The sequence below is a fragment of the Rhizobium sophoriradicis genome (assembly GCF_003939025.1).
Taxonomy (GTDB): Bacteria; Pseudomonadota; Alphaproteobacteria; order Rhizobiales; family Rhizobiaceae; genus Rhizobium; species Rhizobium sophoriradicis.
This window is the reverse complement of sequence record NZ_RQIH01000022.1, coordinates 70,119-93,962: the sequence shown is the minus strand read 5'-3', so window position 1 is coordinate 93,962 and position 23,844 is coordinate 70,119. Positions and strand designations below refer to the sequence as shown.

23 protein-coding genes are annotated in these 23,844 nt (G+C 60.7%); 12 read left to right on the top strand and 11 right to left on the bottom strand.

Translation table 11 applies throughout. The annotated features are described in order from the left end of the window. Positions 1 to 358: 358 nt before the first annotated feature. Both rpoH and EFR00_RS29255 read right to left on the bottom strand, forming a co-directional pair. Positions 359 to 1,267 carry an RNA polymerase sigma factor RpoH gene (rpoH, locus tag EFR00_RS29260; RefSeq protein ID WP_012484996.1) on the bottom strand — a complete coding sequence of 303 codons (909 nt, stop codon included), beginning with the start codon at positions 1,265 to 1,267 and terminating at the stop codon, positions 359 to 361. A gap of 191 nt (positions 1,268 to 1,458) precedes the next feature. Beyond that, positions 1,459 to 2,484 carry an RluA family pseudouridine synthase gene (locus EFR00_RS29255; protein WP_077990046.1) on the bottom strand — a complete coding sequence of 342 codons (1,026 nt, stop codon included), beginning with the start codon at positions 2,482 to 2,484 and terminating at the stop codon, positions 1,459 to 1,461. 41 nt (positions 2,485 to 2,525) lie between these two features. Here EFR00_RS29255 and EFR00_RS29250 point away from each other — a divergent pair, with 41 nt between their 5' ends. Together EFR00_RS29250 and EFR00_RS29245 are read left to right on the top strand one after the other, a co-directional pair. Then, positions 2,526 to 2,909: a hypothetical protein gene (locus EFR00_RS29250; protein WP_077990047.1), complete on the top strand. Its 384-nt coding sequence runs from the start codon at positions 2,526 to 2,528 to the stop codon at positions 2,907 to 2,909. Positions 2,910 to 2,916: 7 nt separating this feature from the next. After that, positions 2,917 to 3,741 carry a TrmH family RNA methyltransferase gene (locus tag EFR00_RS29245; protein ID WP_077990048.1) on the top strand — a complete coding sequence of 275 codons (825 nt, stop codon included), beginning with the start codon at positions 2,917 to 2,919 and terminating at the stop codon, positions 3,739 to 3,741. 103 nt (positions 3,742 to 3,844) lie between these two features. Here the strand turns inward: EFR00_RS29245 and EFR00_RS29240 are convergent, their stop codons facing one another. Further along, positions 3,845 to 5,005 (bottom strand): coiled-coil domain-containing protein, encoded by a 1,161-nt coding sequence (locus tag EFR00_RS29240; RefSeq protein ID WP_077990049.1) that lies wholly within the window; start codon positions 5,003 to 5,005, stop codon positions 3,845 to 3,847. A 162-nt stretch (positions 5,006 to 5,167) separates the two neighbouring features. Next, positions 5,168 to 5,755, bottom strand: coding sequence for a DUF1134 domain-containing protein (locus EFR00_RS29235; protein ID WP_009992762.1), 588 nt, complete (start codon positions 5,753 to 5,755; stop codon positions 5,168 to 5,170). A 194-nt stretch (positions 5,756 to 5,949) separates the two neighbouring features. Here EFR00_RS29235 and chpT point away from each other — a divergent pair, with 194 nt between their 5' ends. Both chpT and EFR00_RS29225 read left to right on the top strand, forming a co-directional pair. Next, positions 5,950 to 6,597 (top strand): histidine phosphotransferase ChpT, encoded by a 648-nt coding sequence (gene chpT, locus EFR00_RS29230; RefSeq protein ID WP_038692755.1) that lies wholly within the window; start codon positions 5,950 to 5,952, stop codon positions 6,595 to 6,597. A gap of 120 nt (positions 6,598 to 6,717) precedes the next feature. Next, positions 6,718 to 7,080, top strand: a complete 363-nt coding sequence (locus tag EFR00_RS29225) for a response regulator (RefSeq protein WP_004675721.1) — start codon at positions 6,718 to 6,720, stop codon at positions 7,078 to 7,080. Between the two features lie 285 nt (positions 7,081 to 7,365). On the opposite strand, the gene ctrA is transcribed toward EFR00_RS29225, so the two are convergent. After that, positions 7,366 to 8,067 (bottom strand): response regulator transcription factor CtrA, encoded by a 702-nt coding sequence (gene ctrA, locus EFR00_RS29220; protein ID WP_007533606.1) that lies wholly within the window; start codon positions 8,065 to 8,067, stop codon positions 7,366 to 7,368. Between the two features lie 436 nt (positions 8,068 to 8,503). Between ctrA and EFR00_RS29215 the strand changes: the two genes are divergently transcribed. After that, the gene (locus tag EFR00_RS29215) at positions 8,504 to 8,854 is read left to right on the top strand and encodes a hypothetical protein (protein WP_009991379.1); all 351 of its coding nucleotides are present in this window, start codon (positions 8,504 to 8,506) and stop codon (positions 8,852 to 8,854) included. Positions 8,855 to 8,954: 100 nt separating this feature from the next. Here the strand turns inward: EFR00_RS29215 and EFR00_RS29210 are convergent, their stop codons facing one another. Then, positions 8,955 to 9,233 (bottom strand): GNAT family N-acetyltransferase, encoded by a 279-nt coding sequence (locus EFR00_RS29210; RefSeq protein ID WP_077990050.1) that lies wholly within the window; start codon positions 9,231 to 9,233, stop codon positions 8,955 to 8,957. Between the two features lie 62 nt (positions 9,234 to 9,295). Here EFR00_RS29210 and EFR00_RS29205 point away from each other — a divergent pair, with 62 nt between their 5' ends. Then, the gene (locus EFR00_RS29205) at positions 9,296 to 9,841 is read left to right on the top strand and encodes a paraquat-inducible protein A (protein ID WP_170961488.1); all 546 of its coding nucleotides are present in this window, start codon (positions 9,296 to 9,298) and stop codon (positions 9,839 to 9,841) included. A gap of 21 nt (positions 9,842 to 9,862) precedes the next feature. Here the strand turns inward: EFR00_RS29205 and sciP are convergent, their stop codons facing one another. The 3 genes from sciP to cysQ all read right to left on the bottom strand — a co-directional run bounded on the left by sciP (position 9,863) and on the right by cysQ (position 13,108). Continuing rightward, positions 9,863 to 10,138 carry a CtrA inhibitor SciP gene (gene sciP, locus EFR00_RS29200; protein WP_007533628.1) on the bottom strand — a complete coding sequence of 92 codons (276 nt, stop codon included), beginning with the start codon at positions 10,136 to 10,138 and terminating at the stop codon, positions 9,863 to 9,865. An 863-nt stretch (positions 10,139 to 11,001) separates the two neighbouring features. Further along, entirely contained in the window at positions 11,002 to 11,727 is a 726-nt protein-coding gene (locus tag EFR00_RS29190; protein WP_038690874.1) for a sugar transferase, read from the bottom strand. Positions 11,728 to 12,310: 583 nt separating this feature from the next. Beyond that, positions 12,311 to 13,108 carry a 3'(2'),5'-bisphosphate nucleotidase CysQ gene (gene cysQ, locus EFR00_RS29185; protein ID WP_077990051.1) on the bottom strand — a complete coding sequence of 266 codons (798 nt, stop codon included), beginning with the start codon at positions 13,106 to 13,108 and terminating at the stop codon, positions 12,311 to 12,313. A gap of 534 nt (positions 13,109 to 13,642) precedes the next feature. On the opposite strand from cysQ, the gene EFR00_RS29175 reads away from it, so the two are divergent. From EFR00_RS29175 to EFR00_RS29150, 6 genes are all read left to right on the top strand, one after another. Further along, the gene (locus EFR00_RS29175; RefSeq protein WP_010051810.1) at positions 13,643 to 14,545 is read left to right on the top strand and encodes a branched-chain amino acid ABC transporter permease; all 903 of its coding nucleotides are present in this window, start codon (positions 13,643 to 13,645) and stop codon (positions 14,543 to 14,545) included. 4 nt (positions 14,546 to 14,549) lie between these two features. Then, entirely contained in the window at positions 14,550 to 15,941 is a 1,392-nt protein-coding gene (livM, locus tag EFR00_RS29170) for a high-affinity branched-chain amino acid ABC transporter permease LivM (protein ID WP_077990052.1), read from the top strand. Then, complete coding sequence (locus tag EFR00_RS29165) at positions 15,941 to 16,816, top strand: ABC transporter ATP-binding protein (RefSeq protein ID WP_038690869.1); 876 nt, start codon at positions 15,941 to 15,943, stop codon at positions 16,814 to 16,816. Before livM ends, EFR00_RS29165 begins: the two co-directional genes overlap by 1 nt. Positions 16,817 to 16,827: 11 nt before the next feature. Then, positions 16,828 to 17,556 carry an ABC transporter ATP-binding protein gene (locus tag EFR00_RS29160; RefSeq protein ID WP_038692754.1) on the top strand — a complete coding sequence of 243 codons (729 nt, stop codon included), beginning with the start codon at positions 16,828 to 16,830 and terminating at the stop codon, positions 17,554 to 17,556. Between the two features lie 18 nt (positions 17,557 to 17,574). Continuing rightward, entirely contained in the window at positions 17,575 to 17,928 is a 354-nt protein-coding gene (locus tag EFR00_RS29155; protein ID WP_038690867.1) for a DUF6867 family protein, read from the top strand. 120 nt (positions 17,929 to 18,048) lie between these two features. Next, positions 18,049 to 19,170 (top strand): branched-chain amino acid ABC transporter substrate-binding protein, encoded by a 1,122-nt coding sequence (locus tag EFR00_RS29150; protein WP_038690865.1) that lies wholly within the window; start codon positions 18,049 to 18,051, stop codon positions 19,168 to 19,170. Between the two features lie 268 nt (positions 19,171 to 19,438). Here the strand turns inward: EFR00_RS29150 and EFR00_RS29145 are convergent, their stop codons facing one another. Both EFR00_RS29145 and EFR00_RS29140 read right to left on the bottom strand, forming a co-directional pair. Further along, entirely contained in the window at positions 19,439 to 20,356 is a 918-nt protein-coding gene (locus EFR00_RS29145) for a response regulator transcription factor (RefSeq protein ID WP_077990053.1), read from the bottom strand. Next, the gene (locus EFR00_RS29140; RefSeq protein ID WP_077990054.1) at positions 20,349 to 23,732 is read right to left on the bottom strand and encodes a hybrid sensor histidine kinase/response regulator; all 3,384 of its coding nucleotides are present in this window, start codon (positions 23,730 to 23,732) and stop codon (positions 20,349 to 20,351) included. The genes EFR00_RS29145 and EFR00_RS29140 overlap by 8 nt, the downstream gene beginning before the upstream one ends. Between the last annotated feature and the right edge of the window lie 112 nt (positions 23,733 to 23,844).

Below are 23,844 nucleotides of genomic sequence, written 5' to 3'. Positions count from 1 at the left end.
GCCAAATCATCAAATTCAGCCACCATCACCCCGCCACACACCGAAGCGGGGCAAGCACAGATGACGGCAATCGCCTGACCCAAGCTGCAACGCCGGTTATGCAACAGTCCCCAGCGGGGAGAAGGTGGCCCGAAGGGTCGGATGAGGGGGCCGCATGGCACGCCCTTCATGTTGCCCTCCGCTTCCGCTACGTGCATTCGCGGCTTTGCCGCTCATCCCCCTCATCTGCCTGCTGGCATCTTCTCCCCGCTGGGGAGAAGAGGACGTGCCGCAACGTCCTTCCCCAAGCACTCTCCGTAGAAACAAAAAACGCCACCTCCGATCGGGAGGTGGCGCTGCAGTTCTCAAATCAGCCTTATCAGGCCGTGGCTTCGACGACGCGGACGGCTTTGGCGCGTTCCAGGGCTTCCTTGCGGACAGCATCCTGCACCTTCTCGAAGGCGCGAACCTCGATCTGGCGGACGCGTTCGCGGCTGATGTCGAATTCGGCCGACAGGTCTTCCAGGGTCACCGGCTCCTCGGCGAGGCGGCGAGCCTCGAAGATTCGGCGCTCGCGTTCGTTCAGCACGCTCATTGCTTTGCTCAGCATACGCCGGCGGGTTTCGAGTTCGTCCTGTTCGATCAGAACGTCTTCCTGGCTGTCGTGATCGTCCACAAGCCAGTCCTGCCATTGACCGCTGTCGCCTTCGGCGGCCTTGATCGGCGCGTTCAGCGAGGCGTCACCGGAGAGGCGGCGGTTCATCGAAATGACCTCCTCCTCCGAGACGTTCAACTTGGTGGCGATTTCCGATACGTGCTCCGGCTTCAGGTCGCCATCGTCGATCGCCTGAATGCGGCCCTTCAGCCGACGTAGGTTGAAGAACAGGCGCTTCTGGTTCGCGGTCGTCCCCATCTTCACCAGCGACCACGAGCGCAGGATATATTCCTGTATCGAGGCCTTGATCCACCACATGGCATAGGTGGCGAGGCGGAAGCCGCGCTCCGGATCGAATTTCTTGACAGCCTGCATCAGGCCGACATTGCCTTCGGAGACGACTTCCCCGATCGGCAGGCCGTAGCCGCGATAACCCATGGCGATCTTCGCGACGAGGCGGAGATGGCTGGTGACGAGCTTGTGGGCGGCGTCGCGGTCGCCGTGCTCGGCATAACGCTTGGCCAGCATATATTCCTGCTGCGGCTCGAGCATCGGAAATTTGCGGATTTCGTCGAGATAACGATTGAGGCCGGCTTCGCCGGCGGTAATGGACGGCAAGGTATTTCGGGCCATAGTGCACCCTCCTAAAGTGAATTCCGGTTCCCGATGAAAACGCGTCCCCGCGTCGAAAAGGCAAACCGGGACGTGCGGCTTTCTACCCAAGCCCGCACTAAGTCGATATACAGATAAGTATGGCGAAACGGCGGTTCAAGGCGCCGCTCACGCAGGTGTGAGACGGGGGAGGCGGAATTCCGCGGTCCCCTCTAACTCCGCAAGGCCTCGACAAGTTCCACCATGTCCTCCGGCAGCGGTACCTCGAAATGCATGAGTTCGCCGCTGCGGGGATGCTCGAATTGCAACATGAAGGCATGCAGCGCCTGGCGGTCGAACCCGTTGACCACCTTGCGGATCTCTTCGGGCAGCAGATTGGCCTTGGTCCTGAAGCCGGCGCCGTAGACCGTGTCGCCGAGCAGCGGGTGGCCGATATGGGCCATGTGCACACGGATCTGATGGGTGCGGCCGGTTTCGAGGCGGCATTCGACCAGCGAGGCGAGCGCCGTCGCGTCCGGGGATTCATGAAAGCGCTCGATCACCTCGTAATGGGTGATCGCCTCGTCGGCATCATGGCTGTCGGGGCGCTTGACGGCGCGGCGGGTACGATCGCCGGTGGCGCGGCCAAGCGGCGCGTCGACCGTGCCTGTCAGCGACCGGGGCCGGCCCCAGACGATCGCCTGATAGGCACGCTCCAGCGGCATAGTGCGGCCATGGTCGGCAAACTGAAGCGAGAGGTGGCGATGGGCAACGTCGTTCTTGGCGACCACCATGACGCCTGTCGTGTCCTTGTCGAGACGGTGGACGATGCCGGGGCGGCGAACGCCGCCGATGCCGGAGAGCGTATCGCCGCAATGATAGATCAGCGCATTGACCAGCGTTCCGGTCCAATTGCCGGGGCCGGGATGGACGACCAGGCCGGCAGGTTTCGATATGACGATGATGTCGTCGTCCTCATGAAGGATATCGAGCGGGATATCCTCGCCCTGAGGCGTCGGGTCTTCCGGTTCGGGCAGGGTGATCTCGAAACTGTCGCCGACGCGCACCTTGCGCTGCGGATCGGTGACGGGTACGCCCCGCATGGAAACCAGGCCGTCCTTGATCAGTGCCTTGATACGGCTGCGGGAAAAATCCTCGCCGACCTGCGCCGTCAGCCAGGCGTCGAGCCGGCCTTCGGCGGTTTCATCGGCGGTCAGGACTTTTCTAATGCCAACTGCTTGTTTAAAGGGGTCGCTCAAGACGCTTCTTCTCCGACGTATTCTTAGAACGGGACGCACAGATGACAGCAATCGAGCCAGACGACCAGGAAGAGAAGCCCCTTGATCCGGCGATGGAAAGTGTCCGGCGCAAGATGGTCCGCCTGCAGATCGTTTCCGGCGCCATCATGTTCGTGAGCCTTATGGCGGTCTTCGGTGCGGTTGTCTACAAGACGATGCGCGAGCCGAAGGACACGGCTCCGGCTGCCGCTGCCTCCGGTGTGCCCGCGGAGGCGCCGCTTGCGGCGACCGTTTCGCTGCCGCTGGGTTTCAAGGTGCAGTCGACCTCGTTCTCGGCGGGGCAGATCCTGTTTTACGGCGAGACCGTCGAGGGCAAGGCCAAGGCGCTGATCTTCGATCTCCGGAGCGGCCGCTCCGTCGCTGAGCTGACCGTCACGGGCAATTGAGCCCGGCATGGCCGCTCCCCCGATCGCCATCGCCAAAGCCGACGATCCGCGCGTCGCGGAATTCCGCGACATCCGCGAGCGCGATCTGACCGGGCGGGAAAACCGCTTCATCGCCGAGGGTACCGTCGTGCTTAGAATGCTCGCCGAGGCGCATGCGCAAGGCCGCGGCTTTCGCGCCGAAAAGATCCTGCTGCTGCGCAACCGTGTCGAGGGCATCCTGCCGATCCTGGACCGGTTTCCCGCCGACGTGCCTGTCTATGTCGCCGAGGCCGACGCGCTCGAGGGCATTGTCGGTTTCCATCTGCATCGCGGCGTGCTCGCACTTGGCCGGCGGGAGGAGCGTGACGAGGCAGCGCTTCTTGACGCCCTGCCGGAACGGGCGCTAGTCCTCGTCGGCTGCGGCATTTCCAATCACGACAATGCTGGCTCGATGTTCCGCAACGCCGCCGCCTTCCGGGCAGATGCCGTGCTGCTCGACGAAACCTCCTGTGATCCTCTTTATCGCAAAGCGCTGCGTGTCTCGGTCGGATCGGTGCTGAGCGTTCCGCACCGGCGCGGCGGCAAGGCGCTGGATCTGCTCCTTGCACTCGCCGAACGGGGTTTTGCCATCTGGACGCTTTCGCCGCATGGGAAAACGGACATTCGCGCCATTCCGGCGGCGGCACGCATGGCGCTCGTCGTCGGCACCGAGGGGGAGGGCTTGCCGGCAGCGCTGCTGGCCCGCTTTCAGAGCGCGCGCATCCCGCAATCGGACGAGCTCGATAGCCTCAATGCGGCGACGGCGACGGGGATCGCGTTGTTTTCCATGGCCTCGGCCATGGGTCGGATCTGACCCCTAAAGCAGTCGCGATCTTCAGATTCGCTCCCCGCTTTGGGTCTTTTATTATCTCGCATGTCGTTGTCGCAAACGGCTGCACAGTTTTGCGCGACATGCTTTAACGCACCGGATTGGCGATGATGGCGGCCGCCCTGTCGGCAAGGCTGACGCGGTCGTTCGGGTTCTTGGTCCCGGCATCCGGCAGCAGCGTGCGGATCGGCGAGGAAGGGCCTTCGTTGAGTGCGGTCAGCGCCACCATATTGGCGGCGATCGAGGCGATCTCCTCGCGGATCGCACCATCACGTCCGGCGACGGACTTTGCCTTCTGCAGGCGCTCGGCAAGGGCGGCGCTGCGCTTGCGGACATCCTCGCCCATCTCAGCCGCCATTGCGGCGGTATCGAGCATGGACGCGGCTGTGTCTTCGGCCGTCAGTTCCGCCGGCAGGTCAGCCGCCATTTTGGCAAGGCCTGCGTCGCGCAGCACCCGGTTGATCTTGCGGATCTCGGCATTGGCGGCTTTCAACTGCTCCTTCAGCTTGGCGATTTCCTGCTGACGGCGGGCGAGCAGGGTTTCCTTCTCGGCGGCGGAAGCGCTCTCACGCGCGGCCTTATCTTCCAGGCGGATCACCATATGCTGTTGCTGTGTCAGTTTCTGCTCGGCATCTTTGGCCCGCTTCTGCAGCAGGGTGACGTCCTGGCGCAATGTGTCGCGTTCGTCTCGCAGAGCGTTTGCGCGGAATTTCAGGCTTTCGGCCTCTGTTTCACGCGCGGCCAGATCAATTCTCAGCCCATCGGTTTGTTCGCTGAGCTTGCTCAGCCGCGTCCGCATTGCCGCCAGTTCGCTCTCCTTGTTGGCAGCGGATTGCTCGGCAATATGCAGATTGGTCTTCAACTGGCTGATATAGTTCTCATCCTTGCGCAGGTGCGAGCGCTGCTCGGCCGCCTCGACATGCATCTCGCCGATCTGGGCCTGCAATTCACCGATATCGGCGGCAAGCCTGCCGGCATCGACGGCAAGGGCATCGTGCCGCAGCTGGAGCGAGAAGGATTTTTCGCGTTCACGCAAAAGGTCCTGGGTGGTGCGCGCGTTTTCGGCGGCATAAAGGGCGCGCACCATATCTTTCTGGGCGCGGACCTCTTGCGGGCTCAGCGGCATCGTCGCTTTCAGCCGGTTTTCGGTATACCAGACGATGCGGCGGTGTACGGCCGGCGAAACCAGAAAGACGAGGAAGGCCGCGGTCAGGAAGCCCAATCCGAACAAGAGAGCGTATTCGATCACGGCGGGGCCAATCCCGTTCTTCGTTGGGCGGAACTTGACATCCGAAAACCGATTACGCGTTCGGCGTCCTATTCCGGGTCATCCGTGATGATTAAGCACGCATGGCGCATCGGGGCAAGGGCGCCGATGCGGGTGGCGACGGTTTCCGACGCTCCTGTGGCTTCAGAAGGGGTTCCAGGTCGGCGCCTGGGTGATCTTGAGATAGCCGACATTGACGCCGAGTCGGGCGCCGACGCCGGTGCGGATCGGCACGACCAGCACGTCGTTGTTCTTCAGCACCGTCATGCCGAAGCCCGCAATCACATAGGCCGAGCCACTGACGCCGCCGAAGCGGGCATAGATGCCGTCGATGGAAGGCAGATCGTAGACCAGCATCATGACGCGCGAGCCCTGTCCGCCATAATCGATACCTAGGGAGGGGCCTTGCCAGTAGAGCGGATGCTCGCCGGCATTCTTGGTGTTCAGCTGGCCTTCGCCATAGGTGAGACCGGCGATGAAGGCGCCGCCGCCTTCCTGTCCGAGAATATAACCGTTCGGCAGGCCGTATTTCTGGAAGGCGCTTTCCACCACCTTGCCAAGACCGCCGCTGGCGGAGCCAAAGAAGGAGTGGCCGGTATCGATGATTTCCTGCATCGTATACTGACCGTTGTTCTGAGCGGCGGCCGGCCCGGCCACTATCATCGAGGAGAAGACGAGGGCCGAGAGCAACCTGCAGAAGCCGATGAATCGGTGCGGAAATCGAGGGCGCATGGTGTCATCCGTTCGTCGTTGGTCGGGAGCGGACAACCGCTCGCGTCAATTGCTGCATTTTGCGCCGATCATCTTAACAATCGGTTTACCAAATATGGTGTCATTATGGCACCCAATGCGATCGCAAACTTCGCGCAATTTAGATGACGCATATTACCGGGCGCGATGAAATTGCCGCCCCTCAGGAGACGATGATGTCCAAGAACCCGAACCTTACCCTGTCCGGCCCGGATCTGGCCGCGCTCCTCTGCAGCCGCGTTTGCCACGACGTCATCTCGCCCGTCGGCGCGATCAACAACGGTCTGGAACTTCTCGATGAAGGCGGCGCCGATGCTGATGCGATGGACCTGATCCGCACCAGCGCCCTCAATGCTTCCGTTCGGCTGAAATTCGCGCGTCTCGCCTTCGGCGCGTCCGGTTCCGTCGGTGCCTCGATCGACACCGGCGAGGCCGAGCGGGCCGCCAAGGATTTTGCGGTGGCGGAAAAAAAGACCGAGGTTATCTGGAACGGACCGCGCGCCATCGTTGCCAAGAACCGGGTCAAGCTGCTGCTTAACCTCTTCCTCGTCGCCTATTCCTCCATTCCACGCGGCGGCGTGCTTGAGGTGACGCTGGAAAATCCCGAATTCGACGCCAAATTCACGCTCACCGCCAAGGGCAAGATGATGCGCTTGCCGCCGAAATTCGTTGAAATATCGACCGGCACGATCGAGGAGGCAATCGACGCCCATTCGATACAGCCCTATTACACCGTGCTGCTGGCTGAAGAGTGCGGAATGACGCTCGATCATAGCGCCAGCGCCGACGAATTGGTGTTCACGGCGGTAGTCGCTGCTGCTTGATTGCGGAGCCCGGGCGGGCGTCGGCGCCCATCCGGTAACGATTCCTTAGCCTGATGGACCTATCCTCCAGGGTTGTAAGAGGCCTCTTGTTGCGACGAATGCGGGGGCAAAGGAGCAGTCATGCAAAGGTTCATGATCACCGATAATTCGGACATCGTCCGCAAAGTCGGCAAGCGCATTCTCTCCGAACTCGATTTTCTCGTCAGCGAGGCTTCCAATGCCAGCGAGGCGCTGCAGCGCTGCCAGGCGGAACTGCCGGAATATCTGATCGTCGATTCCGGCATGGAAGGCGCGCTCGACCTGATTGCCGCCATCCGCGCGATGGATGGGGGCAAGGACGTCAAGATCTATTACTGCGTCATCGAAGCGGACCTCAAGAAACTGATGGCCGGCAAACGCGCCGGCGCCACGGATTTCTTGCTCAAACCCTTCGATCGCAAGATCCTGACCGCCGTTTTCGGGAACCGCGCGATCGCTGCCTGACGGCAGGCTTCTTGCCGGCGGAATCGGCCGCCCGTGAACATAAACGCCGAAGCGTAGCCGGACGCCGGCTGAGGCTGCGCTCCTCCGTTGATCGACATGCATAAAACAATGAACAAGGTGCGTCGCATGCGCCAAGTTTGATGCGGCGCTCTTTACGCCTATCCCGCCGATCGACCGAGTCTTGATCGCTTATTCGGGCGGCGGCCCTGTGCGGCGGAAACGAAAAATCCCGCCGGAAGGGCGGGATTTCGTCATTCCGATAAGGGGGATCGGAAGATTGGAAGCTCAGGCGGTTTCCGCGTATTCGGTGCCATCCGGCTCGCGAAGAACGTAACCACGGCCCCAGACTGTCTCGATATAGTTGGCGCCGCCGGCGGCATTGGCGAGTTTCTTGCGAAGCTTGCAGATGAAGACGTCGATGATCTTCAGTTCCGGCTCGTCCATGCCCCCGTAAAGGTGGTTGAGGAACATTTCCTTGGTGAGCGTGGTGCCCTTGCGGAGCGAAAGCAGCTCCAGCATCTGGTATTCCTTGCCCGTCAGATGGACGCGCTGGCCGCCGACTTCAACTGTCTTGGCATCGAGATTGACGATCAGTTCGCCGGTCATGATCACCGACTGGGCGTGGCCCTTGGAGCGGCGGACGATGGCGTGGATGCGGGCGACGAGTTCGTCCTTGTGGAACGGCTTGGTCATGTAGTCGTCGGCTCCGAAGCCGAGGCCGCGAACCTTGTCTTCGATGCCGGCCATGCCCGACAGAATGAGGATCGGTGTCTTGACCTTCGACAACCGGAGAGTGCGAAGCACTTCATATCCGGACATGTCGGGCAGGTTCAGATCGAGCAGGATGATATCGTAATCATACAGCTTGCCCAGATCGACGCCTTCTTCACCGAGATCGGTGGTATAAACATTAAAACTCTCTGATTTCAGCATCAACTCGATGCTCTGCGCCGTAGCGCTGTCGTCCTCGATGAGAAGTACCCGCATAATTATCCCCTTTACCGCCGCCGAAAGGTGGTCTGGCCCCCTACACGCTACCGAACAAGCTACGTGATTTGGAAGCTGCCACGAAATGGTTAACAAATTCTGATTCACTCTGGCAAGGAGTATCGAATTTATTAAATATTTTTTCCATTTCTCTGTTTTCCAATAGGAATCTCAAAAAGGCTTTCCTCAATTTTAACATTAGGAAACAGCGCTAAGTGATTCATCCGACTCGCCAATGAAAAGGTTCGAACTTCATGCCGCGGCATTTACCGACCCTTAAATCATCGGGCCTATCATTAACGATGCCCGTAAACGAAAGGTTACCAGCGGTAGGTTTTTGTTAATATCGCAGGAAATTTTTTAGCAAACCGTGTCAAAGCGGCGCGCAGGGCGGTTTCAAGTTGAGCCGGGGTCTCGCATCACGGGAGTAATGCGTATGAAGTCGCGAGAAAGTCTCGTTCGCCTGAAAGAGTTTCAGGTGAACGAAAAACGACGTCAATTGCAGCAGTTGCAGATGATGATGTCCGAATTCGAACGGATGACGAAGGATCTGGAGAGCCAGATCGTCGTCGAGGAAAAGAAGTCCGGTATATCAGACCCGAATCACTTTGCTTATCCGACCTTCGCCAAGGCCGCGCGTCAGCGGGCCGACAACCTGCAGGTTTCGATCAAGGAATTGAAGATGCAGGAAGAGGCGCTGGAATTGGCGCTTGAGGAGATGCAGGCGGAATATGCAAGGGCGTCGGCGCTGGAAGAACGTGACAGCGGCGCCCGAGCAAGGGCGTAAGAGAAAACGACGGGCGCCGGCTTCGGCGCCCCGGGAATCGCCACAGAGAAGCCATGTATGACGGGCGTGCTGGTCCGTCATACATGGCTTTTGGTGTTTGTCAGTTCACGACGTCGCGCCATTCCGGGTGGCGCTGCGCCTGCGCCTTGAAAAAAGGGCAGAGCGGAATGATCTTCCAGCCGCCGCTGCGGGCAGCCTCCACCGCGTGCAGCGCCAGTGCCTGGCCGACACCTTTGCCGCGCAGGGCATCGGGAACGGCGGTATGATCGATGATGACGAGCTTCGGCGATGTGCGCGAATAGGTCATTTCCGCCTGATGCCCTTCTACCTCGGCCGAATAACGGCCGCCGGAGGCGCCTTCGTCGTTTCGAATGTCCATTGTCTTTCCTCGCAGAGGGATGGGGATATTGTCGCCGGCGACGGTGACACGACCTCGCGATCATGCCAAGTCGGCGAGGCAATTGCTCGAGGAGACGGAGTGTTCATGAAAAAGATCGGTTCGGTGCGAGGTTCGCGCGGATGAGGGCGCTTTCGATGATCCGCCCGGTTCTGCTCGTGGCGGCGCCGTTCCTCTTGGCGCTCGGCCTCATCTTGCCGCTGGTCCGTTTCGAGACATTGTATTTCTTCGATCAGACCCCATCGCTTGTCGAGATCGTAGCCTCGCTCTGGCAGGGCGGGGATGGGCTGCTGGCGGCGATCGTTGCACTGGTGTCGATCGTGCTTCCGATTCTGAAGATGGTCGGGATCGCTGCGGAAGCGACAGGTGCCGGCGGCGGGGCCGGCAGTCTGTTTTATCGTCGCGTCGTGCCGCATCTGTCCAAGTGGTCAATGATGGACGTGCTGCTGGTCGCGATCGTCATTGCGGCGGCAAAGACGACGGGGTTGGCAGATGCATTCACCCAGCCTGGCCTGTGGTGCTATGCGGCCTCGTCAATGATTTCGGGCCTTCTGCACTCCCTGACGGGAGATGCGTCCGGCCCGAAATAACTCGTCGATGTTGGCGTGCGATCAGTGGCGATACTGCTGAATGCGCGTGGTGCGCAGGCCGGCGAGGCCATGGCTGTTGATCGACGACTGCCAGGACAGGAACTCTTCGACCGTGAGCGTATAACGCTCGCAGGCCTCTTCCAAGCTCAACAGGCCACCGCGAACAGCCGCGACAACCTCTGCCTTCCGGCGGATGACCCAGCGCCGCGTATTGGGCGGCGGAAGGTCCGCGATGGTCAGGGGGCTGCCATCGGGGCCGATGACATATTTCACTCGGGGACGTATCATTTCGGTCATTGGACTCTCTACACAACGCAAGACCACGAGCGCCACTCTAGCCTGCCACATTTAAAAATTGCCTAAGCCCAACGTAAGACTTTGATAACAAATTTAGACGCCCCGGAGTGGCCGATGAATGCCTGTCTGCCTCGCAAGACTTCGTCTCCGACCTCCCTTGTCCCGGCCCAGTTCATACGATTTGATGCTTGCTGCCCTCGCTTGCACAGCCAAACGGTCTTCGTCGACACTCCGGCGTGAGCCTTTCATCGCCGGCAGCGAAAACCGTTGATCAGCAATCGGCAGCAAAGCCTCGTCAGCTTTTACCAGGCCGCCGAACTCATTTATTGCTACAGACCAGGTGACGGCAATGGAGCGGACGATCCCTGACGATCTTCTGAGCGGAAGGGGCGTTTGCGAGGAGGGCGGCCAACCAGGAAATCGTCATCTGGACACGCTCTTCCAGGATGCGGTGAGAAATACCGTTGCCTTCGCATTACGTGGCGCTGACCTGAAACAATACATTTTCGCCTTTGTTAGGCAATGGCGCCCATGCCGGCAGCGAAGCAGGCTTGGCAATCGCTCCACCGCCTCAGGCGCTTCTCGGGCCAGCTCAGTCTGGAAGGCGCTCACCTCGCGCCAGATCGGATGCCTGAACCTATTCAAAGTGCTGCAGCGTCCTATGCGCCTCAGAAACGGCGCTGGGTCGGCTGACGGCAGGAGCAGGGACGAGACGCGATTCTTCTCGATCTCTCGTCCTATATGATCGTGGGGGTAGCTGAGGAGTGAGATGGCAATCGCGATTCGCTCAACCGCATGCGGGCGGTCGCCCGAGCATTCCGGTACCGGCTGCTCCGAGCAGCCGGCCCGTTCTCACAAAAAGCTTAGAAGCCTTTTCCGCCGGCCAGTTCCGATGCGACAGTTCCGACGATGATGCGCATATCCATCCAGATCGAGAAATTCCCGACGTAATAGAGATCGCTGGCGATGCGGGCGCGGGCTTTGGCCGGACGATCGGTCGGGCCGCGCAGGCCGCGCATCTGGGCGAGACCGGTCATGCCCGGACGCATTGCGTGGCGCTGGTGGTATTCGGGCACCAGCTCTTCGTAGAGCATGCCGCCGGCGCGCATGCCGATCGCGTGGCAGCGCGGACCGACGACCGACATGTCGCCCAACAGCACGTTCAACAGCTGCGGCAACTCGTCGATGTTCGTGCGGCGCAGGATGGCGCCGATGCGGGTGACGCGCGGGTCGTTCTTCACCGTCTGGGCAACGCCCGAGACATCGCAGAGATCGGTGCGCATGGAGCGGAACTTGTAGACCTTGATGGCCTTGCAGTTCTTACCCCAACGGGTCTGCTTGAACAGCACCGGTCCGGGGCTGTCCAGCTTGATCAAGAGGGCGACAAGGAGAAGTAAGGGCGCGAGGACGAGGAGGGCGCTCAACGACGAAACAATGTCGAACGCCCGCTTCAGGACGAGATCCACCCACGGCGCCTGCGACGCATCGCTGTGGATAACCGGGGTCTGGATCTTCAGGCTCGGCTGCTGGCGGCGGCTCGGCCGGAAGGACTCTGTCGAAATGGTGTTGTTTAGTTCCGTGATGCTCAAGGATCGTACTCTGTTGTCTTCGAGGGGCGCGGCGGCAATAGGCGATCAATGGTTTACCCTGTCACCAGGGCTGCACTCAGGTGTTGGTAACCCTACTAAAACGGAAAAATGCGACAATTGTGTAATGGTGTCCAGAGAAATATCGCATCGCAATAAATCTTTCGCACTTGCGTTAAGTTGAGGCAAACTCATGATATTTTGTTAAGAATTGGAATTTCGTCAAGGTTTTTAGGCCTTTGGCAGGGGCTTCCGGGGTGCTCCGGACGTTCCTTTTCGGTACGTACCGCATTGCCCACAAGCGTCATTTCTTAACAGAAACCGGGGCGAAATTTTTTCGCAAGAACGGTCGGCCTGTTATCTAACAGTGCCAAAATGTGACAAAACCAAGGCGGGATCGACGAGCTTTTGCAGGCAGAAGCTGTGGAGACACGGGGCTATCCCGCAGAATCACGTCTGTCATCCGGCTCTGCGAATCAGTCCATGACCGGCGGAGCTGAGATAATCGGCACGGGGAAGGGGCCTGTGGAAGGCGCGGAACGGCGAAGAAACGTGCCTGCGGCCTTTCAGCGATCCTTGCCGGCGGTCAGGCGGGCTCGAGGACGCGTTTCCTGCCGCCCCAGGAAATGAAATTCGGGTTGGCGAAATCGAAATCGGCTGCCGTTCCGGTCTTGCCGTAGGTCAGCGGCGCTCCGTCGAGCGTCACGGTCGAACCGCCGGCGGCGCGAAGCACTGCGTCGCCGGCCGCCGTGTCCCATTCCATCGTGCGGGTGAAACGAGGATAGACGTCGGCCTTGCCTTCGGCCAGCAGGCAGAATTTCAGCGACGAACCGATATTGGTGCACTTCGAAATCGCATGGTCGGCAAGGAAGGTTCCGGTCTCCGGGCTGTTGTGGCGAAGGCTCGCGAGCGCCAGACGGTCGGTCGGCTGTTTGCGCACGGTGATTGCACTGCGTGCGCCGACAGTGAAATCCTCCGTAACCACGAGCCTTTCGGCGTGGCCGCGTTCTCCCGAGAAGGCAAGTCCGAGCGCCGGAGCGTAGACGATCCCGGCCACCGGAGCGCCGTGCTCGATATAGGCGATGTTAACGGTGAATTCCTGCCGCCCGTCGACGAATTCACGCGTGCCGTCGAGAGGGTCGACCAGGAAGAAGCCCCGACCGCTGATGTCGGGCACACTGCCGGCGGCGACCGACTCTTCCGCCACGACGGGTATTTCGGGATAGTCTCGGGCAAGATGCGCGAGGATGATGCGTTCGGCCTCCTCGTCGGCGACCGTGACCGGACTTGCGTCCGCCTTCATGGCGACGGGAAAGCCTTCGCGCAAGACCGTTATGATGGCCCTGCCGGCTTCGAGCGCCGCCTTTTCGAATGTCCTCAGCATTGTCCTTTGCCGTTCGCCGCGCGGTGAGCACCCCGTTGTCGCTCGTCCGCAAACCATCCCTGCCACCATAGCCAATCTTATATGGTGTTTTGCCCCGCGCTCCGCACCCCGATAACGCAGTCTGCGATGCTACCATAAGCTTTCGGTCTTGTCAGACGAAGATGGCAGTTATTCGCTGGAATGGGATTCGCCAAAGCGGCGCGTTGCGGGTCTGATTTTGCTCCATCTTCCAATTCTGTGGAATAGCCTACGGCGCAAGAGCTTCATGAAGTTGAGAGTGAAATCGCCGGATGGTTAATTCGACGCCGGTTTTTGGCTAAAAACAGGACGTGCTTCGCCGATTTTCTGTGGATTTTGGTGCAAAATGCGCCATTTAGCCCTGTTCGAACAAGAATCTGCCGGAGTAAATCCTTTTTGTCTTCACATTTGCAACGAAACCGCTATGCATGCGGTCATGAGGTTGCCTGAAACGGGTGACCGAAGAACCAAAAAGAGATGCAGCATATTCGGCTCGCATCCAGGGGAAAACGACATATGGAGTATTTCGTCCAGCAGCTCTTCAACGGGCTGACGCTCGGATCCATCTATGGCCTTGTGGCTATCGGCTATACGATGGTTTATGGCATTATCGGCATGATCAACTTCGCCCATGGCGACATTTTCATGCTCGGTGGTTTCGCCGCTCTTATCGTCTTCCTCGTCCTCACATCCATCTTCGCAGGTCTCCCCGTGGCAATTCTGCTGCTGGCGATGCTTGTCGTCGCGATGCTGATGACGAGTTTGTGGAATTGGACGATCGAGCGTGTCGCATACCGTCCTTTGCGCGGCTCGTTCCGCCTGGCGCCGCTGATTACCGCGATCGGCATGTCGATCGTGCTGTCCAACTTCATCCAGGTGACGCAGGGTCCGCGCAACAAGCCGATCCCGCCGATGGTGAGCTCGGTCTATCAGTTCGGCAACATCTCGGTGTCGCTGAAGCAGATCATCATCATCGTGATCACCGCGGTGCTGCTCGCTGCCTTCTGGTACATCGTCAATCGTACCGCGCTTGGCCGCGCCCAGCGCGCCACCGAGCAGGATCGCAAGATGGCGGCGCTTCTCGGCGTCAACGTCGACCAGACGATCTCGATCACCTTCGTGATGGGTGCGGCACTCGCTGCCGTCGCCGGCACGATGTATCTGATGTATTATGGTGTCGCGTCATTCGCCGACGGCTTTACGCCGGGTGTGAAGGCATTCACCGCAGCCGTTCTCGGCGGCATCGGCTCATTGCCGGGCGCCGTTCTCGGCGGGCTGATGATCGGCCTGATCGAATCGCTGTGGTCGGCCTATTTCACCATCGCGTACAAGGATGTGGCGACCTTCGCCATCCTCGCTTTCGTGCTGATCTTCAAGCCGACGGGTATCCTCGGGCGGCCGGAAGTCGAGAAGGTATAACGTCATGGCAAACTTCGAGAATACTGCAGGCAAGCCCGATGCCGGACTTGTCCGCAAAGGCCTTACCGAAGCCCTTTTCGCCGCCGTCCTGTCACTCGGCATGTTCGTTCTCTATGTCGGTCTGAAGACCGATCAGAACATCAACAACGAGCTGATCATCGTCCAGCGCTGGGGATTGCTTGCGATCTTCGTCGCTGTCGCTGCGATCGGCCGTTTCCTGATGGTCGTTTTCATCAAGCCGAACATCGACCGCCGCAAGCTTAGAAAGGCGCGGGAGGGCGATCTCGATATTTCGACCGAGAAGAACTTCTTCCATCGGCACTTCCTGAAGATCGCGCTGCTTGCGCTCGTGCTCTATCCTGTCGTGATCGTGGCGCTGGTCGGTGCCCAGGGCTCGCTGAAGTGGATCGACAACTTCGGCATCCAGATCCTGATCTACGTGATGCTCGCCTGGGGGCTGAACATCGTTGTCGGTCTCGCCGGTCTGCTCGATCTCGGATATGTCGCCTTTTACGCGGTCGGCGCCTATTCCTACGCGCTGCTGTCAAGCTATTTCGGCCTGTCCTTCTGGGTGCTGCTGCCGCTTTCCGGCATCTTGGCCGCACTCTGGGGCGTCATCCTCGGCTTCCCGGTGCTGCGCCTGCGCGGTGACTATCTCGCCATCGTCACGCTTGCCTTCGGAGAAATCATTCGTCTCGTCCTCATCAACTGGACCGATGTGACCAAGGGGACGTTCGGCATCTCGAGCATTCCGAAGGCGACGCTGTTCGGCATCCCCTTCGATGCGACGGCCGGCGGCTTTGCCAAGCTCTTCCAGCTGCCGATGTCGTCCGCCTACTACAAGATCTTCCTCTTCTATCTCATCCTGGCGCTTTGCATGCTGACGGCCTACGTCACCATCCGGCTGCGCCGCATGCCGATCGGGCGTGCCTGGGAAGCGCTGCGCGAAGACGAGATCGCCTGCCGTTCGCTCGGCATCAACACGGTGACGACCAAGCTCACGGCCTTCGCGACGGGTGCGATGTTCGGCGGCTTCGCCGGCTCGTTCTTCGCAGCGCGGCAGGGCTTCGTCTCGCCGGAATCCTTCATCTTCCTGGAATCGGCGGTCGTTCTCGCCATCGTCGTTCTCGGCGGCATGGGCTCGCTGACCGGCATCGCGATCGCTGCGATCGTCATGGTCGGCGGCACCGAGGCGCTGCGCGAAATGGACTTCCTGAAAGTGGTCTTCGGGCCAGACTTCACGCCGGAACTCTACCGCATGCTGCTCTTCGGCCTCGCCATGGTCGTCGTCATGCTGTTCAAGCCGCGCGGTTTCGTAGGCTCGCGTGAACCGACGGCCTTCCTCAAGGAGCGCAAGGCAATATCCGGAAGCTTTACCAAGGAGGGCCACGGTTGATGAGCCCCGTTACCAACACGATATCGAGCGATACGCTGCTCAAGGTCGAGCACCTGTCGATGAAGTTCGGCGGCCTGATGGCCATCAACGACTTCTCCTTCGAAGCCAAGCGCGGCGATATCACCGCGCTGATCGGCCCGAACGGCGCCGGCAAGACCACCGTCTTCAACTGCATCACCGGCTTCTACAAGCCGACGATGGGCATGATCACGCTTAATCAGAAGAGCGGCAAGCAATATCTGCTGGAGCGTCTGCCGGACTTTCGCATCACCAAAGAAGCCAAGGTGGCGCGCACCTTCCAGAACATCCGGCTGTTCTCCGGCCTGACGGTTCTCGAAAACCTGCTGGTCGCCCAGCACAACAAGCTGATGCAGGCATCCGGTTATACCATCCTCGGCCTCATCGGCGTCGGCCCCTACAGGCGAGAGGCCGCCGCGGCGATCGAGCTCGCGCGTCATTGGCTGGTAAAGGCCGATCTGATCGATCGTGCCGACGATCCGGCAGGCGATCTGCCTTACGGCGCCCAGCGGCGTCTCGAGATTGCCCGTGCCATGTGCACCGGCCCGGAGCTGCTTTGCCTGGACGAACCGGCCGCCGGCCTCAACCCGCGGGAATCGGCAACGCTCAATGCGCTGCTGCAGAGCATCCGGGCTGAAACCGGAACGTCGATCCTGCTCATCGAGCACGACATGTCGGTGGTGATGGAAATCTCCGACCATGTCGTCGTCCTCGAATACGGCCAGAAGATTTCCGATGGCACGCCGGATCACGTCAAGAACGATCCGAAGGTCATCGCGGCCTATCTCGGCGTCGAGGATGAAGAAGTGGAAGAGGTGATCGCAGCCGTCGAGCAGCTCGAAGGAGGCGCAAACTGATGGGCGAAGTAATGACGGGCCAACCGCTCCTTCAGGTGAATGGCGTCGAAACCTATTACGGCAATATCCGTGCGCTGGCCGGCATCGATGTTCAGGTCAACAAGGGCGAGATCGTCAGCCTGATCGGCGCCAATGGCGCCGGCAAGTCGACGCTGATGATGACGATTTGCGGCAGTCCACAGGCCCGCAAGGGCGTGGTCGTCTTCGAGGGCCGCGATATCACCAAGCTGCCGACACACGAGATTGCGCGCCTGCGGATCGCGCAGTCGCCTGAGGGACGCCGCATCTTTCCGCGCATGACGGTCCTGGAAAACCTCCAGATGGGCGCCGGCCTCGACAATCTCAAATATTTCGCCGAGGACGTCGAGAAGATCTTCACGCTCTTCCCGCGTCTCAAGGAACGCCACGCCCAGCGCGGCGGCACGCTCTCGGGCGGCGAGCAGCAGATGCTGTCGATCGGCCGCGCGCTGATGGCGCGCCCGAAGCTCCTGCTGCTCGACGAACCCTCGCTCGGCCTTGCGCCGCTGATCGTCAAGGGCATTTTCGAGGCGATCCGCAAGCTCAACGAACAGGAAGGGCTAACCGTATTCCTGGTCGAGCAGAATGCATTCGCTGCGCTGAGGCTTTCCCATCGCGCTTACGTGATGGTGAACGGCAAGGTGACGATGAGCGGCTCCGGCAAGGAACTGCTCGCCAATCCCGAGGTTCGCGCCGCCTATCTCGAAGGCGGAAGACATTAGTCGAAGGGAGAGTTTGATATGCAGGGTCTTTTCTTCGAAAGCGATATCGGCGTTCGGATCGTCATCCGTACGCTCGTCGTGCTGATCGGCTTCTGGACGGCCTGGCGGGCCGGCAAGGCGGTTGCCGACGGCTGGAACAATTATCCGCTGGTCGTCGTCTATACCTTCCTGCTTGCCTGGGCGATGCAGTTCCTGCACCACGCCCTGTTCAACGGACCGATGCTCAGCGCCCTCTATTACGGCATCGATTTCGTGACGCTGCTCGTCTTCTCGACGGCCGGCTTCCGCTATCGCCGCACCAATCAGATGGTCAACAACTATTACTGGCTGTACGAAAAAACTTCCGCGTTTTCGTGGAAGGACAAACATTGACAGTCCGTTGAAACTAGGCATGAATTGCCTTCAGAGTGGAACAGCTTTCCTGGCGCAGTCAATGGTGGGTAATGCGCCGGGCCTTGGACCGGAACCCGCCCAAAAATTGGGAGTAACAATATGAAGAAGTCTCTTCTGTCGGCAGTGGCTCTGACGGCGATGGTCGCCTTCAGCGGCAACGCCTGGGCCGACGTTCTCATCGCTGTCGCTGGTCCGCTGACCGGCCCGAACGCCGCTTTCGGCGCGCAGCTTCAGAAGGGTGCCGAGCAGGCGGCGGCCGATATCAACGCTGCCGGCGGCATCAACGGCGAGCAGATCAAGATCGAGCTCGGCGACGACGTCTCCGACCCGAAGCAGGGCATTTCGGTCGCCAACAAATTCGTTGCTGACGGCGTCAAGTTCGTTATCGGTCACTTCAACTCGGGCGTTTCCATCCCGGCTTCGGAAGTCTATGCCGAAAACGGCATTCTCGAAATCACCCCGGCTGCTACCAACCCGAAGTTCACCGAGCGCGGTCTCTGGAACACGTTCCGTACCTGCGGCCGTGACGACCAGCAGGGCGCCATCGCCGGCAAGTATCTTGCCGACCACTTCAAGGATGCAAAGATCGCCGTCGTTCACGACAAGACCCCCTACGGTCAAGGTCTTGCCGACGAAACCAAGAAGGCGATGAATGCTGCCGGCGTGACCGAAGTCATGTACGAAGGCATCAACGTCGGCGACAAGGACTTCTCGGCCCTCATCGCCAAGATGAAGGAAGCCGGCGTCTCGATCATCTATTGGGGCGGCCTGCACACCGAAGCCGGTCTCATCATCCGTCAGGCCGCCGACCAGGGCCTGAAGGCAACGCTGGTTTCGGGCGATGGCATCGTTTCGAACGAGCTGGCTTCGATCGCTGGTGACGCCGTTGCCGGTACCCTCAACACCTTCGGTCCCGACCCGACGCTGAACCCGGCAAACAAGGAACTCGTCGAAAAGTTCAAGGCCGCCGGTTTCAACCCGGAAGCCTACACGCTCTACTCCTATGCTGCGATGCAGGCGATCGCAGGTGCCGCCAAGGCTGCCGGTTCGGTGGATCCTGAGGCCGTTGCCACGGCGATGAAGGAAAAGGGTCCGTTCCCGACGGTTCTCGGCGATATCTCGTTCGACGAAAAGGGCGACCCGAAGATTCCTGGTTACATCATGTACGAATGGAAGAAGGGCGCGGACGGCAAGTACACCTACGTCCCGCAGGGCATGTAAGCATAACTTCCCTTTTGGGATATGAGATTGAAGCCCGGTTCCGACCGGGCTTCTTTGTTTTACGAAGGTTTCAATTTCTGTTCGCCGCAGGGCCACCGACCTGCTGCGGCCGTCCCGCGAAGATCCTCGGCAATTTCGGCGGCGGCGATCCCATGCCGTTAATACCTTGTCGCCTGGAAAAGTGCAGCGGTTCGGGGACAACGACATGCATAAAAACAAAGAGCTAAAGCGCGTCGCATTAATCAAATTTGATGCGCCGCTTTATCGCTCACATCTCGTGCAGCACATGGGTCGCCTTGACGGCGGCCGATGCGCGGTTTTCGACGCCGAGCTTCACATAGATCTGTTCGAGATGCTTGTTCACCGTGCGCGCCGACAATCCCAGTATTTCGCCGATGTCGCGGTTGGCCTTGCCCTTGGCGATCCAGAGCAGCACTTCGGATTCGCGCTGGGTGAGCGAGAAGCGCTGGCGCAGCATCTCGTCGTCGCTGCGCGGATTGGCGGCAGTGAGGCGAAAGAGATATTCGTCAGGGCCGATTGCGCCGAGGAAGGCGAGCTGCAGCGCTGCTTGGCCGGCATGGGCGATCGAGATGATGCCGTCGCGCGCTGCGGCGACGCGGTCGCGCATCCAGCCGGCGATATGGCGGACGACGATTTCCATCCCGTCGTCGCTGCCCATGGCGGCATTGACAAGGCGCGTTGCCTGCGGCGTCGACCAATGGATCGCGCCGTCGCCCTTGACCGCCAGCAGATGGCGCCCGGCGGCGTCGAGGGCGACGCGGGCGCTCTGGGTCGAGCGGGCATTTCTGAGATGGACGCGAATGCGGGCGCGCAGCTCGTCGATATTGATCGGTTTGCTGAGGTAATCGACACCGCCGGATTCCAGCGCATGCACGACATGCTCGGTCTCGGTCAGGCCGGTCATGAAGATGACAGGCACCTGCGCCGCAGCGACATTCGCCTTCAGCCTGCGGCAAGTCTCGAAGCCATCCATGGCGGGCATGACGGCGTCGAGCAGGATGAGATCGGGCGTGATGCGCTCGACGATACCGAGCGCTGCCGTGCCCGATGTGGCGATAAGCACGGAAAAGCCGGATTGCTCGAGCGCATCGGCCAGGAAACCGAGCGCTTCGGGTGAGTCGTCGACAAGCAGAACGATGTCACGGGGCAGGGCCGGCTCAGCCAATGGATTCCACCTTTTCGTCGAAGTCGTGCAGGAAGGTCATGAAGCCGCCCATGTCGAAGGCGGCGACGTAGGCGCGAAGCTCTTCCGTGAATGGCCGATTTGCCTCCAGCTTGGCAAGGTCCGAAAGCTTGGCTTCGATGCCTCTGATATAGCCAATCTCCCCGAGCCGCAGCAATTCCTGCACATGGGCCGGGCCAGGACTGAGCATCGACGCTTCGGTCTTTTCCACAATGGCGGGGGCGTCGTCGGCATAGATCCATTTCAGGCCGAGATGGAGGGCGAGTTTGTCGCGCAGCTGGCGGATATCGACCGGCTTGCCGATCGCATCATTGTGGCTGTCGTCACTGTCGCTCAGAACGGCCGCATCGCCGATATTGGCCGAAAGCATCACCATCGGCGCCGTCTGGCCGGCCTCGCGCAGGCGCGAGACGAGCTGCCAGCCGGTCATGCCGGGCATCAGGATATCGACGAGGAAGAGATCCGGCATAATGCCGTCGATCAGCGTCAGGCATTCGGCGCCGCCTGCCGCCGTCAGAACGATGAAATCGAGCGGTGCCAGGATTTCGCGCATCATTTCGCGGTGATCTTCATTATCGTCGACGACAACCAAAGTGCGGCGCGAACCGTCATAACCGACGATGCGCTTTTCCTGCGGCGGGGCGGCGGCGCGCATGACGGCCGACAGCATCAGCCGCACGCGGAATGTCGAACCCTCGTCCCTCACGCTCGAGACTGAAATCTCGCCGCCGAGAGTGTTGGTCAGAAGCCGGGTGATGGTGAGGCCGAGCCCGAGACCCGGCATCGGCCGCACGCTTTCGGCCTCGCCGCGCTGGAAGGGTTCGTAGATGCGGGGCAGGTCCTTCTCTGTGATGCCGCGGCCGGTATCGGCAACGGTGAAGGTCGCCACCTGGCTGCGATAGCCGACATCGAAGGTGATACTGCCTTCGTCGGTGAACTTGATGGCATTGGAGAGCAGGTTGACGAGGATCTGGCGCAGCCGTTTTTCGTCCGTGCGGACGAATTGCGGCAGGGCCGGCGAGCGATCGTGAACGAAGTCAAGCCCCTTTGCCTGCGCCTGCGGCCGGAACATCTCGACGATCTGGTCGAGGAAATCCTGGATGTTGATCTCGTTGGAATAGACCTGCAGGCGGCCGGCCTCGATCTTGGAGATGTCGAGCAGTCCGTCGATCAGCCCGGAGAGGTGTTCGGCGCTGCGGCGGATGACCTTGATCGAGGATTGGCGCGGCGGAGGAATGGTTTCGTCGCGCTCGAGGATCTGGGCGTAGCCGAGCACGGCATTCAACGGCGTGCGCAGTTCATGGCTGAGGCCGACGACATAGCGGCTCTTGGCGCGATTGGCGGCCTCAGCCGTCTCCTTGGCATTCTGCAGGGCGGCGTCGGTCTTCTTGTGGGCGGCGATTTCCTTGAGCAGCAGCGTGTTCTGGCGCGAGGATTCTTCCTCGGCGACGACGCGGCTGTCATGGGCGAGCACATAGAACCAGCAGACGACGCCTGCGATCACCGAGAAGACGAAGAAGACGATGAGGATGGTGCGGTTGACGACTTCAGCCGTCTCGGGGGAGGCGGCGGCGACCTGATGGGCGATCATCGCCAGGATCGCGCCGATGGCGGTCAAGGCCAGGACGACGGCGATGCCGTAGCGGCCGAGGCGCGTCGTCAGCTTGCCCAGAATGGTTTCCGGCAGCAGCACCTTGGCGACGGTGCCGACCTGCGCGTTGAAACGGGCGGCCGGTTTGCACATGTCGTGGCAGCGGCTGTCGAGCGAGCAGCAGAGCGAACAGATCGGCGCGGCATAGGCCGGACACCACGCCATATCCTCCGGCTCGAAAGGATGTTCGCAGACGGAGCAGGTGATGCTCGTCAGGTTCTTCCAGCTCTGGCGCGGCTTGCGGGCGAGGTAGAATTTTCCTTTTGTCGCTAAGGCGAGCGCCGGCGAGGCGATAAGCGCTATGACGAGGGTGATATAGGGGGCGAGCGAGGCGGCGATAGCGCCGAAGGCGCCGAAATGAGCGATCAGCGATATTGTTGCCGACAGCGTCATGGCGCCGAGGCCGACCGGATTGATGTCGTAGAGATGGGCGCGCTTGAATTCGATGCCGGGCGGAGCGAGCCCAAGCGGCTTGTTGATGAAGAGATCGGCGAAGATCGTGCACAGCCAGGCCATGGCGATGATCGAAAAGATGCCAAGCGTCTCCTCCAGCAGCCGGTAGATCCCGAGTTCCATCAAGAGCAGGGCGATCGCGACGTTGAAGACCAGCCAGATGACGCGGCCGGGATGGCTGTGCGTCAGCCGCGAGAAGAAGTTTGACCAGGCGAGCGAGCCGGCATAGGCATTCATCACGTTGATCTTCAGCTGCGAGACGACGACGAAGGCGGCCATCAGCAGCAGCGCGGCATTGTGCCAGGGGACCATGTAGCCGAAGGCGGTCAGATACATCTGCGCCGGGTCGGCGGCGCGATCGACCGGCACGCCGGAGGCCAGGGTCAGCACGACCAGGAAGGAACCGGCAAGCAGCTTCGGCGCACCGATGACGACCCAGCCGGGTCCGGCAAGGAAGACGGCCAGACGATGGCGCCACTTGCGCCGCGGCTCCGGCGGCAGGAAGCGGAGGAAATCGGCCTGTTCGCCGATCTGCGACATCAGCGCCAGGATGACGGCCGAGGCTGCCCCGAATTGCACCAGATCGAACGCGGCGACCGTGCCTGGCGGGCCGGAGGTTTGGCGGATGCCGGCAAAGGCACGCCAGAGATCGAATTTTTCCCAGTCCATGAAGGCGATGAAGAGGAAGGGCAGGATATTCAGCACGATCCAGAAGGGCTGGGTCATCAGCTGGAACTTGCTGATCAGCCGCACGCCGTGCGTCACCAGCGGGATCACCATGACGGCGCTGACGATATAGCCGATCCAGAGCGGAATGCCGAGCGTCAGTTCCAACGCGCCGGACATGATCGAGGCCTCGATGGCAAACAGCATGAAGGTGAAGCTCGCATAGATCAGCGAGGTGATGGTCGAGCCGATATAGCCGAAACCGGCGCCGCGCGTCAGCAGATCGATATCGACGCCGTGGCGGATGGCGTAGCGGCTGATCGGCAGGCCGATCGCCAGCATGGCGATGCTTGCGACGATGATGGCGTAGAAGGCGTTGGTGGTGCCGTAGGAGAGTGTGATGGCGCCGCCGATCGCCTCGAGCGCCAGGAAGGAGATCGCGCCGATCGCCGTCTGCGCGATGCGCTGCGAGGAGAAGTGGCGGGCGCTCTTTGCGGTGAAACGCAGCGCGTAATCTTCCAGCGTCTGGTTGGCGACCCAGCGATTATATTCGCGTCTTACCGGAATGATGCGTTGGCGCGCTGCCATGTCTTCCTTTCGACATTCCGGTTGGCCTAATCGTCTCGGAACAGTTTTGGCGGTATGGGTGAGAAAGGCAAGGGCGGAGCACTGGCAGATTCACTGAACTGCCATATTTTTG